The organism is Puia sp. P3 (assembly GCF_050632245.1).
Classification (GTDB): Bacteria; Bacteroidota; Bacteroidia; order Chitinophagales; family Chitinophagaceae; genus Puia.
Map to the genome: position 1 here is coordinate 5,013,118 of NZ_CP192583.1, position 10,600 is coordinate 5,023,717.

The window sequence follows — 10,600 nt, forward strand, 5'->3', positions numbered from 1 at the left end:
TGGGTGGTCGTAGCTCCAGGCCCCACCGGCTGCCGCCTCCTGCTCGCAAAGGCCTCCACCGCCTAACTCCGCAACAACTATAAACCCACAACAACTAATAGCTGATCGTCACCCCGGCACCATACCCCATATCACTGTCATAGTGCGTCGAGATCCCAAAATACTTCGTGATAATATACCGGGCACCAACCATATACTCCTTGTCCGTATTTACCATAAAATTCATCCTTAGCCTGCTCGTCACCGGTATATCCTCCCGTCCCAGCTGTAGCCTCACATAGCCCTTCGAGTCGATCCGCCAGTCCGCCACCACCAGATAAGGCAATAAATACTGCACCCCAAAACAGAACACATTCCGGTGGTCCTTCGTATCCGTCTGCCCGAACAGACTCTTCTCACCCACATCCGATATCCGGCGATACCGGAAATCCCATCCCACATAAGGCATCCAGTACTGCATCTTCCCCAGATAACGCCCGATATGACTCTCGGTCTCATAACCCTTCCGCTCATCCGTACCGACCCTCCACTCCGCCTGGAATCTATACCTCGTATTGGCCAGCATCACCTCCCCATCACTCCCATTACTTTCCAGCCCCACACTCGCCGCGGGCCTGATCTCCCGGTCATCGGCATAGATCTTCCTCAGCGCCTTCTTCGGGTCGGCAATACCGGGTATCGGGCTGAACGCCGATCCGCTGCTGTCTGTATAATGAAAGATCCGCCCCATCCCGCTCATCATATGGTAGAGGATATGGCAGTGGAAGAACCAGTCCCCGCTCTCCGTTGCCGCAAACTCGATGGTATCCGTCTCCATCGGCATGATATCCACCACATTCTTCAGCGGCGAATAGTCCCCCTGGCCGTTCAACAATCGGAAAAAATGCCCGTGCAAATGCATCGGATGCCGCATCATCGTCCAGTTGGTCATGACGATCCTGACCCTCTCTCCATGATGGATCAGCACCTTGTCCGTTTCCGACACGGTCTTGTTGTCCACCGTCCACACATACCGGTTCATATTCCCCGTCAGCGTCCATTTGAAAGTCCTCACCGGTCCATCCGGTAACACCGTCTTCCGCGGAGACTTCAGCATTCCATAGTTCAGCGTCACCAAACTATCCATCTTTTCCTGATACATAACCCCATTCATATCCATAGTTTGATTGGTCATCGCCATCCCCATATCCTTCATATCCCCGTTGCCCTTCATCATCTCATTCATCATCTTCATTCCTTCGAAATACTTCAGCTTCGGCATCGGCGCAAGCCCCAGTTTCTCCCCATCTCCAAGCCACAGAGAAGTCCTTCCCGTCCTGTCCTCCGAAGTCGCCGAGAACTCGTACTTCCCGGAGCCGGGCAGCGTCACGATAACATCATACGTCTCCGATACCCCCACGATCAGCCTGTCCACCTCCACCGGCTCTACATCCTGTCCGTCGTTAGCCACCACCGTCATCTTCCCGCCCGCCCATCGCAGCCAGAAATACGTCGACGAACTTCCGTTGATAACGCGCAGCCGCACCCGCTGTCCGGCACGGTACCCCGGCACATTCTCCTCCGTCTTCCCGTTGGCCAGCATCCGGTCATAAGCTACATCGCTGACGTCCATGGCCAGCATCCGTTTTCTTTCATTCGCCAGCTTCGTCCCGAAATGTCCTTCTTTGATGGCCGCCAGATAGTCCTGCGCTGCCCCCTTTCTGATCCCATACCAGTCCGTGGCATAGTGCAGACTACGCTGCACCTCATACGGCTTCTCATTGGTCCAGTCACTCAGCAGAACCACATGTTCAGGAACACTATCCCGCTCTTTCTTATGTATCACAAACGCTCCATACAACCCCCACCTGCTCCTGCAGCATCGTATGCGAATGATACCAGTACGTTCCATTCTGTACAATGGGGAACCTCGCCACATACTCTCCCATCGGAGCTATAGGCGGCGAAGTCAGATAGGAAACCCCGTCATATTGATTGGGAACGATCAGCCCATGCCAGTGCACAGACGTCTCCATCATCATTTCGTTGTGGATATGTATCTCGGCCGTATCCCCCTCGGTAAAATCCAGCTGCGGGCCGGGCAGTGTACCATTCACCGCAATCGCCGGCCTTCGCTTCCCGGTATAGTTAACTGTCGTATCCGTAATGTACAAATGATAAACCTTCACCCCCGGCCGCGACGAGTCCGGCTCAGCACGCGCCATATGATGCATCTGGGCATACCCACGCCCCGCGCCGCCGGCCAAAAAGACCAGCAACACCAAAAAATAATTCCTCATTATCCTACGGTTTTAACGCGCCCGTTACCTTCCCGCAGGTAAGCATGCTGCTGCCATAATAAGGGTTCTTTACCGACGAATCACTGCTGAGCCAGTACGCCTTTTTCATCGGGCAGTACTCCTGGTAGACGGGCTCTGCCGACAAATGCGCCTGCTTCGCAAAAGCGCTCATACTTGCGGAAAGCGCCTCAAAATGCTCGCGCTGGTGCGCGATATCCGACGACTCCGCAATATGCCTTGCGTCAAAAGACAGCTTGTCCTTTAACGACATATAGGCCATATGATCCTTCGACGGAAGGGCCTTCATATCGACGCCGTCCACGGCCTTCTTCATATCCGCAGCCTTCGCCGCCGCAGCCTTTGCATCGCCGGCCACCAGCGCGTCCTTGACGCCATAATACGAATCCAGAATGGGAGAGAGAGAATTAGCCTGCTGTGCAATTACAGGCTGTGCAAATCCAAAACCAAGCGCAAAAAATGCGGCTAAAAAAATAATATGTTTCATTGTAAATGAATTGACCGTTAAAGAATAGAAAAAATGTCTTGAACTTCAATCCATCAATCAAATGCGATAACTCTGATATAGCGCCTGTCTGTCGGGTGGAGCATATTGGCAGGACGACCAGGCGGCCCTCCCGAACCCTTCAGCGGGCCGCTCCACCGGGGCCACAACACGTACAAAACCCAACACCACCACCGGCAGATCACCCATCACCACCGAAGAAGCCACCTGCTTCTCCACCAGATTGAACCGCACCGCCTGCATCCCCTGGCAATCCGAATGCTTCGGCTCCCCCGGAGCCTTCTTCTCACAACACGAATGATGCACAGCAGCGGCCTCCGCCCTCGCCGCACAAGTGGCAAAAAACGAGAAAATTGGCGGCAAACACCACCAACATAAACATCGCCTTCCACCATATGCTCCGGCTCTTATACATTACCACAAAGTTATAGAAAAAATATTACCCGCCACCACACACCCATTACCCCACAGCCTCCACAAACGCCTTCGCCCTCCCTTTTAACACTTCCAGCTCTACCTCGCTAACTCCCTGAGCAGAAGACACCAACGCACTCCCAACCCCAAAAGCCACCGCGCCAACTTTCTTAAATTCATTGATAGTATCCAGAGTCACGCCGCCCGTAGGCATCAGCGGTATCTGTGGCAAAGGCCCCCGGATATCCCGAAAATAAGCCGGCCCGACCGAAGCGGGAAACACCTTCACGATATCCGCCCCACCCCTCCATGCCGCCAGTATCTCCGTCGCCGTGAAGGCCCCCGGCACACTCACCACGCCCAGCGCCTTCGTCACCCGTATCAGTTCGATATCCAGAGCAGGAGACAGTATAAAACGCGCACCCGCTCCCACGGCCGCCCTCACCTCGTCTTCCGTCAACACCGTTCCGGCGCCAATGATCATCCGGTCTCCAAAATTCTTTGCCACCGCCGCGATCGCCTCCAGCGCTCCCGGCGAATTGAGCGTGATCTCCAGCAGACGCACGCCGCCGTCATACAAGGCGCCGGCAATAGCCAGCACATTCGCGGGATCACATCCCCTCAAAATGGCTATAATCTTGTGCCGGAGTATTTCTTCCTGAGTAGTCATGGTTTCTTTTGAACCGTCTATCCATTTTGGAGAACACCGTCGAGGACATACTTCAGCTGGTCAGCCCTCACCACTCCACTCTGTCTCCACTCACTTCCCCATCCCTGAAAACGATCAGCGTTGGCACGCTCTGTATCTGATAGGCATTAGCCACTTGCAGGGTTCTTATCGATGTCTAACTTTAGGATCGTAACATTCTCCCCCTACCTTATCTTTCAATTCCTTTAAAATTGGCGGCATCATCTTACAAGGACCACACCACTCCGCAGAAAAATCAACGAGTACCGGCTTGTGCCCCTTGATCAGCTCGCCAAACGAAGGTTTTACACTTGTATCCATAATCTCCCGATTTTGATAAAGTTACCAAATCTATTCCTTCACCCTATCAAAAAATTCTTTTTGCAATTCAAGCGTCTTATTATCAGCCTTCACCGCTTTCAGCGCCTCCACCAGCTGCCCGATAAAATGTTCATTCACCAGCTGACCCTCCGCACGCGTCGCCTTCGACCCGTCGCCGGCATAGTGATTCGGATAGTCCGCATACCACCAGATCGCCGTGTAAATATTGGGGATATTCAGGCGGTGCTGATTGGCCCCCGACTGATTATTCGCGCTGTCCATCTGCACCAGATCGGGCCGCAGGTACAACAGCGAAGACGTCTCCCGTTCACCCGCATGCGCATCATTCGCCGGGTCGGACCTGTGCAGCGCAGCCAGCTGCTTCGTATACACGCTATCATTATTCGGTTCGAAAAAGAAGACCGCATAGTCCCTTCTCTTTTCCAGCCGCGTCTGAATAAAATACCGGATCAGCTGCGGATTCCCGCCGTGTCCGTTGATGATCACGATCTTCTTGAAACCATTGCGGCCGATCTCGTCACAGGTCGCCTCCAGCAGGTCCCAAACTATCCGCTCGGGCAAAGAAAAGTCCCCGGCTGATGCCGCGCCTCGTTGATCTGTCCGTAAAAATAGTCGGGGAATACCACCGCATACTCTTTCTTCGTGGCCCGCGCCGCCCACTCCCGCACCTGGATCAGGTCCGAACCGATCGGCACATGCGGACCATGCTTCTCCAGGATCCCGATAGGCAGAATACAGGTCTGATTCGATTTCGCCAGCGCCTTCGGCCAGTCACTGGCCGTCAGCTCATCCCAACGCGCATGCAATTCCTGACCCTGCGCGGCGGAACGGCCACCCTCCTGCGCCCAGGCGCCCAAACCAAACACGCTCATTACAACAACAAGTAGACTCTTTTTCATATGACAATTACGATTTAATCTTTTGCAAACCTCACCGCTATGCCCACCACCAACTCCCCGAAACCTTCAACACTATACTCGGCCCCACTCCGGCGCGCGCTATTTCTTCAAAGAAATAACGTCAAATACTATTTTCTCGCCCTGGCAGATCTCTTCGTCAAGAAATTTCTTAAACCGCAGCCTTAATTGGCGGTAATATTCGATCAGCTCTCTGGCCTCATCCGAGATCGTAGACCCGCCTCCCCTTCTCTCCTCCCGTAGCCGTGATCACCAGCGGCCGGTGCGTCAGGGAATTCAAATGGTTAACGATCTCCCAGGCCTTCTTATATGACATCTCCATCTTCTTCGCCGCCTGGTTGATACTCCCAGTCAGCTCGATATACTCCAGCAGCTCCACCGGACCTGGCCCGAAAAAACGTTTCCCGCCAGCTTTCCAGCCACAGCTTCCCGCCGACACTAAGATTCATCGTATTTAAAATCGAGGAAATATCCTTCATCATTCGGAAGTTAATGCAAGCGACTGACGGGCATTACCCAATAAGGCGATCAGCCTGTCCAGTTTCCGGATATGCTCGCCGGAGAATTGCTGCCGCTGACCATCGGCATAGAGCATATTCTTAACGAGGGGACCGAATACGGGATCACCCAGGCCCTCAGCGCTTTCGCCACCGCATCCATCGCGTTGATCCCCTGCATCGCCTGACCGCCGTCCGCCCAGCACACCAGCCCGACCACCTTGTCCGTCAGATACGGCTTCTCCTGCCTCGCCGTGATCTCCAGCCAGTCCAGACAGTTCTTCATCGCGCCCGTCATTCCGCCATGATACAAAGGAGTCAGCCAGATCTGCAGATCCGACTGCGTAAAAGCCTCGACCATCCGCTCCACCGCCTCCGGCGAATGCGGCAGCCTCAACTGAAAAAAGGTATATGACCCTCGGAAACATTTATCTGTGTAACGGTATAGCCCCTCGCGACCAGCTGCTGATGCAGATAAGCGGACAGCTTACGACCGGTAGTCTCCGGCCCATTGTCGCTGCAACCGTTGAAGAGTAGCACATTCATGTCATAAAAATACGAAAATTCCCCGTCACCGTCCACCCGCAGAAACCCGCCCCGGCTCACCGAATCCACCCGGGCGGCGAATCCACCCTCAGTGGCCGCACAGCCACCTGCCCCCTTTAATGGTCCGCCAACGCCACCACCGGCTTTTTCCCCCTCCCGCCCGAAGAAAGCAACAACAAAGGCAAACTCACCAGAAAGATCCCCCCCAACAGCAAATACGCGTCCCCAAAACTCAACATGCTCGTCTGTCTCGACACCCCAGCCTCCAGCAACCCCAGCGCCTGATGCTGCGCATCGGCAACACTCGCCCCCTTCCCCACAAAATAGTGCGTATACCCCGCCAGCCTGTCCGTCACCTGCGGATTCCCCGCAGTCACATTCGACACCAGGTCGGTCCGGTGCACCGCATTGCGACGCGTCAGATACGTGTTCACGATCGCTATCCCAAACGATCCCCCAGCTTGCCGCATCATATTATTCAGCGCCGTCCCCTGCGGAATATCTTTTAAGTCGAGCCCGCTCACCGCAAGCGTCGACAAGGGCACCGTAATAATGGCAATACCGATCGCCCGCCATATCAGCGGCATATAAAAATCACCTCTTCCCGCGTCCAGGTCCAGCCTCGACATCATCCAGGTAAAACAAATGAACAGGAACATCCCCATCGTGATCATCGCCACAGGCGGCGTCCCCCGCTGCAACAGCCTCGCCGTTATCAGCAGTCCTCCAATGGCAAAGAACGACCCCGGCAGATACATCAGCCCCGACTGCGTAGGCGTAAACCCCAGCAGCCGCTGCGCAAACACCGGCGTCAGATATACCGAGCTGAACAGGCCGATACCCGACACAAAGGTCAATACCGCCGCAATACTCAGATTCCGGCTCTTCATGACCCGCAGATTCACCACCGGCTCTTTGATCTTCAATTCCCACCAGACGAACAGGACTAGCCCCAGCACCGCAACCACCGTCAGCACGATGATATAGTTGGCCGCAAACCAGTCATCGGTTTCGCCACGCTCCAGCACCGTCTGCAGCGATCCAACCCCCGCCATCAACAAAATTATCCCCGTCCAGTCGATCTTTCCGACCCTCGGTTTTATCGGCGGTTCACCCAGCAGCCGGCTACAGATGACGGCAACGATGATCCCGATCGGAAGATTGATATAAAAGATCCATGGCCAGCTATAGTGCTCCGTGATAAACCCACCCAGCGTCGGCCCGATGGTAGGCCCCACAAAGATCCCAACCCCAAACAAAGCACTCGCCACATTCTGCTTCTCCTTCGGAAACAGCTCATATACTATAGCCGCAGACACAGACAGCAACGCACCCCCACCCATCCCCTGAAAAAAGCGGCAGACCACCAACATCCATATATTGGTAGCCTGACCGCATAACAGGGAGCAAACGGTAAACAGCACCACCGATCCGATATAATAGCTCCTCCTCCCCAGCTTCCCGGAAAGAAAGCTCGTTATCGGGATAATGATCACGTTTGCGATCGCATAGGCAGTGATGACCCATGACGTATCTTCCAGCGTCGCCCCCAGATTGCCACTCATGTATGACAAAGCCACATTCACTATCGACGTATCGATCAACTCCATGATGGCGGCCGCTATGACCGTGATCATCAAGACCGTTCGTTTCATCTTGTATTATCTTACGGAGTCCAGTCTAATTATCTTGCTGTGTTCAAAGCCAAAAACGCCTGCTCCGGAGACTGCAGATACAGATGGTATATATCCGCCGTATTCCCCACGAGTATGTCATAACTTTCCGTCTCAAAACCTTTCTTCAGATCTTCCGCAACCACAGAAGCAGGGATACCATTTTCCAAACCGCCGATCTCCGACGAGAATTCAGTCGCAACCAGCGGCGGCCTCAGCTCAAAGACTTTCACCGAACTATCCGCCAGCGAATGCCTTAGCGACAACGTGTACGAGTGCAGCGCCGCCTTACTCGCACCATACGTAGATAACCGGGACCCGGGAACGATACTAACGATCGACGAAACATTCACGATCGCAGCGGATGCCTGCTTCTTCAGCAAAGGCAGCAGCTTCTCATTCAGGCGTATCACCGACAGATAGTTCGTCAGCATCTCCGTCTGCGCCCTTTCAAAGGCATTCACGCCCTCATCCGCCAGACTGTATACACCCGCCGCGGCGCCCGCATTGTTGATGACCACGTTCAGGTCCGAATGATCCTTGTTCAGCTGCGCAACCAGCCTGTCCACATCGGCCGCATTCGAAACATCCCCGACGATCGCCGTGACCTTGCTTCCCAAAGCGGCCAGCTTCTTAACCGCCCCGGCAAGACGAGCTTCATTACGGCCCGTAATAATTACTTTGTTGGTTGCACCAAATAACTTCGCGAGTTCGTATCCGATACCGGCACTCCCGCCAGTGATCAGAATAGTGTTGTTTACCGTTTTCATTTTGTTCTTGTTTTATATTATACCGATCGGTATATTTTTTTGTAAAAAAAATTCCTGTCTCTTTAGCTCCGGGTCACAACCCTTTTATCAATGTAGTGAGCGAATTCACCAGAAACTTCCGGTAAGTCGGCTTCCCCGTCGCCTTTACAAAAAGCACGATCCCCTCCAGCAGCGCGATCATCGTTACCGCCATCTCCTCCGCATCAACCCCCGAATGAAACTCCCCAGCCTTCACCCCTTCCGCAATAAGAGCAGTAAGCCTATCTTTCCACGATAGCAACGCCTCCACCGCTTTAGCCTTCAGCTGCGGGTGCGTGTCATCACATTCCGTGATCGTATTCAGAATGGGACATCCCCCTCCAGCGACGAATTCTGAGTCGTCGTTAAATTTCCGTAGAGCTCCACATAAACCATCAGCTTCTCCCGGTAAGACGACCGCTTCGCCATCTCCGCCCTGACAGCAATTCCCATCAGCGACGAGTTATAAGCAAAAGCCGCCAGCGCCACCTCATCCTTGTCCGCAAAATTCCCATAGATACTCCCCTTCGTCAAACCCGTCACCTCAGTCATATCAGACAACGAAGTCCCCGCATACCCTTTCTTATTAAAAATGGGCGCCGTCTTCTGAATGATAAATTCCCTGGTTTTTTCAGCTTTACTCATTTTCTGCTCCCCCTTTTGACAACCCAAAATTATACCAATCGGTATTATCTACCAAATTTTTCTTTTCCTTTCTTAAATTCGTTCAAAATCAGTCCCATGTACGAGGCCATCGACCGTTTTGTCGCAAAATACATCGCCCTCACGGAGGAAGAACTGGCCTTCTTCCACTCCCTCCTCAAACACCGTAAACTAAAGAAAAAGTCTTTCCTCTTACAGGAAGGCGAGATCTGCGACTTCGAAGCCTTCGTCCTCAAAGGCTGCATCCGCAGTTATTATATAGACAAGGACGGAGTCGAAACCATCCTCCTCTTCGCCGTCGAGGACTGGTGGGTAAGCGACCTCACCAGCTTTGCCGAACAAAAGCCGTCCCATCTGTTCATCGAAACCATCGAAGACTGCGAGCTCCTCTCCATCGACTTCAAAAATAAGTCTCTCCTCTTCCAAAAGATCCCCGCCTTCGAACGCATGTTTCGTCTCCTCGTCCAGCGCGCCCTCGGCGTCCTCCAGCAACGTTTCTACGCCTCCGTCTCCCAGACCGCCGAAGAACGCTACCTCCAGTTCATGGAAAAATACCCCCTCATCGCCCAACGCGTACCCCAGCACCAGATCGCCCGCTACATCGGCGTCTCCCCCGAATTCCTCTCAAAGGTCCGAAGCACCATGTACAAAAAGCACTAACCCCAAACCCCCACGTTCACCGCATCCCCTATCTCTTTCTGTGTGATCGTATGTCCCATCCCGGGATACACCCGAACATTCACCTCCGCCCCCATCTCCTTCAAAACCTTCTCCGTATCGAGCACCCGCTGCACCGGCACATGCGGATCAGGATCAGCCGTCCCGATAAACACCCGCGTCCCCCCAAAATTCCCGGTATACTTATCTCTGTATATCTTATCCCCTATCAATCCCCCGTAAAAGCCGCGGCGCCCCCATATTTCCCCCCATTCCGGCCAAGATACTCCAGCGTCAAACAAGCCCCCTGCGAAAAACCAGTAAACCAGACCTTCTCCAGCGGCAACCCAATCTCCTCCACCAGTTGCCCCACCACATCCACTGCCGAAGACAACCAGGGCTCATTCCTCTCCGGCGCCATCAGGAACGAGTACGGATACCACGAATTACTCACTCGCCTGCGGCGCAAACAGCGTAAACCCCTCCACCGGCAGGGCATCAGCCAGCGAAAGAATATCCTCCGCCGACCCACCCCTCCCATGTATCATAATCAGCGCCTTCCCCGTCTCCTCCACCGGCTTCCCGGCAGTCTTATATTGTAACTTATGCATAA

17 protein-coding genes and 1 pseudogene are annotated in these 10,600 nt (G+C 53.9%); 1 reads left to right on the forward strand and 17 read right to left on the reverse strand.

Annotation, left to right across the window (positions count from 1 at the left end; genetic code table 11):
* Positions 1–94: 94 nt before the first annotated feature.
* The 14 genes and pseudogenes from ACQ86N_RS31305 to ACQ86N_RS31370 all read right to left on the reverse strand — a co-directional run bounded on the left by ACQ86N_RS31305 (position 95) and on the right by ACQ86N_RS31370 (position 9,312).
* Entirely contained in the window at positions 95–1,825 is a 1,731-nt protein-coding gene (locus ACQ86N_RS31305; RefSeq protein WP_431210463.1) for a multicopper oxidase domain-containing protein, read from the reverse strand.
* Complete coding sequence (locus tag ACQ86N_RS31310) at positions 1,815–2,279, reverse strand: multicopper oxidase domain-containing protein (protein ID WP_431210464.1); 465 nt, start codon at positions 2,277–2,279, stop codon at positions 1,815–1,817. Before ACQ86N_RS31310 ends, ACQ86N_RS31305 begins: the two co-directional genes overlap by 11 nt.
* A gap of 4 nt (positions 2,280–2,283) precedes the next feature.
* Positions 2,284–2,784 carry a DUF3347 domain-containing protein gene (locus tag ACQ86N_RS31315; protein WP_431210465.1) on the reverse strand — a complete coding sequence of 167 codons (501 nt, stop codon included), beginning with the start codon at positions 2,782–2,784 and terminating at the stop codon, positions 2,284–2,286.
* Positions 2,785–2,841: 57 nt separating this feature from the next.
* The gene (locus ACQ86N_RS31320; protein WP_431210466.1) at positions 2,842–3,108 is read right to left on the reverse strand and encodes a hypothetical protein; all 267 of its coding nucleotides are present in this window, start codon (positions 3,106–3,108) and stop codon (positions 2,842–2,844) included.
* A gap of 154 nt (positions 3,109–3,262) precedes the next feature.
* Positions 3,263–3,886 (reverse strand): bifunctional 4-hydroxy-2-oxoglutarate aldolase/2-dehydro-3-deoxy-phosphogluconate aldolase, encoded by a 624-nt coding sequence (locus ACQ86N_RS31325; protein WP_431210467.1) that lies wholly within the window; start codon positions 3,884–3,886, stop codon positions 3,263–3,265.
* A 165-nt stretch (positions 3,887–4,051) separates the two neighbouring features.
* Positions 4,052–4,225 carry a thioredoxin family protein gene (locus ACQ86N_RS31330; RefSeq protein ID WP_431210468.1) on the reverse strand — a complete coding sequence of 58 codons (174 nt, stop codon included), beginning with the start codon at positions 4,223–4,225 and terminating at the stop codon, positions 4,052–4,054.
* A gap of 30 nt (positions 4,226–4,255) precedes the next feature.
* Positions 4,256–5,145: pseudogene (locus ACQ86N_RS31335) on the reverse strand (creatininase family protein).
* Positions 5,146–5,362: 217 nt separating this feature from the next.
* Positions 5,363–5,542 (reverse strand): winged helix-turn-helix domain-containing protein, encoded by a 180-nt coding sequence (locus ACQ86N_RS31340; RefSeq protein ID WP_431210469.1) that lies wholly within the window; start codon positions 5,540–5,542, stop codon positions 5,363–5,365.
* Positions 5,543–5,691: 149 nt separating this feature from the next.
* On the reverse strand, positions 5,692–6,057 hold the full coding sequence (locus ACQ86N_RS31345; RefSeq protein WP_431210470.1) for an NADPH-dependent FMN reductase: 366 nt from the start codon (positions 6,055–6,057) through the stop codon (positions 5,692–5,694).
* Positions 6,054–6,206, reverse strand: a complete 153-nt coding sequence (locus ACQ86N_RS31350; protein ID WP_431210471.1) for a hypothetical protein — start codon at positions 6,204–6,206, stop codon at positions 6,054–6,056. Before ACQ86N_RS31350 ends, ACQ86N_RS31345 begins: the two co-directional genes overlap by 4 nt.
* Before the next feature lie 116 nt (positions 6,207–6,322).
* On the reverse strand, positions 6,323–7,861 hold the full coding sequence (locus ACQ86N_RS31355) for a DHA2 family efflux MFS transporter permease subunit (RefSeq protein ID WP_431210472.1): 1,539 nt from the start codon (positions 7,859–7,861) through the stop codon (positions 6,323–6,325).
* A 29-nt stretch (positions 7,862–7,890) separates the two neighbouring features.
* Complete coding sequence (locus ACQ86N_RS31360; protein ID WP_431210473.1) at positions 7,891–8,649, reverse strand: SDR family oxidoreductase; 759 nt, start codon at positions 8,647–8,649, stop codon at positions 7,891–7,893.
* 73 nt (positions 8,650–8,722) lie between these two features.
* Positions 8,723–8,995: a TetR family transcriptional regulator C-terminal domain-containing protein gene (locus ACQ86N_RS31365; protein ID WP_431217674.1), complete on the reverse strand. Its 273-nt coding sequence runs from the start codon at positions 8,993–8,995 to the stop codon at positions 8,723–8,725.
* A complete protein-coding gene (locus tag ACQ86N_RS31370) occupies positions 8,989–9,312 on the reverse strand; it encodes a TetR family transcriptional regulator (RefSeq protein WP_431210474.1) in 324 nt (107 codons plus the stop codon). Before ACQ86N_RS31370 ends, ACQ86N_RS31365 begins: the two co-directional genes overlap by 7 nt.
* Positions 9,313–9,408: 96 nt before the next feature.
* On the opposite strand from ACQ86N_RS31370, the gene ACQ86N_RS31375 reads away from it, so the two are divergent.
* Positions 9,409–9,990, forward strand: a complete 582-nt coding sequence (locus tag ACQ86N_RS31375) for a Crp/Fnr family transcriptional regulator (RefSeq protein ID WP_431210475.1) — start codon at positions 9,409–9,411, stop codon at positions 9,988–9,990.
* On the opposite strand, the gene ACQ86N_RS31380 is transcribed toward ACQ86N_RS31375, so the two are convergent.
* The 3 genes from ACQ86N_RS31380 to ACQ86N_RS31390 are packed head-to-tail and all read right to left on the reverse strand — an operon-like array spanning position 9,987 to position 10,598.
* On the reverse strand, positions 9,987–10,220 hold the full coding sequence (locus ACQ86N_RS31380; RefSeq protein ID WP_431210476.1) for an alpha/beta hydrolase: 234 nt from the start codon (positions 10,218–10,220) through the stop codon (positions 9,987–9,989). The two genes, ACQ86N_RS31375 and ACQ86N_RS31380, sit on opposite strands and share 4 nt — an antisense overlap.
* Positions 10,217–10,441 (reverse strand): alpha/beta hydrolase, encoded by a 225-nt coding sequence (locus ACQ86N_RS31385; RefSeq protein ID WP_431210477.1) that lies wholly within the window; start codon positions 10,439–10,441, stop codon positions 10,217–10,219. The genes ACQ86N_RS31380 and ACQ86N_RS31385 overlap by 4 nt, the downstream gene beginning before the upstream one ends.
* On the reverse strand, positions 10,434–10,598 hold the full coding sequence (locus tag ACQ86N_RS31390; RefSeq protein ID WP_431210478.1) for a hypothetical protein: 165 nt from the start codon (positions 10,596–10,598) through the stop codon (positions 10,434–10,436). Before ACQ86N_RS31390 ends, ACQ86N_RS31385 begins: the two co-directional genes overlap by 8 nt.
* Positions 10,599–10,600: the final 2 nt, after the last annotated feature.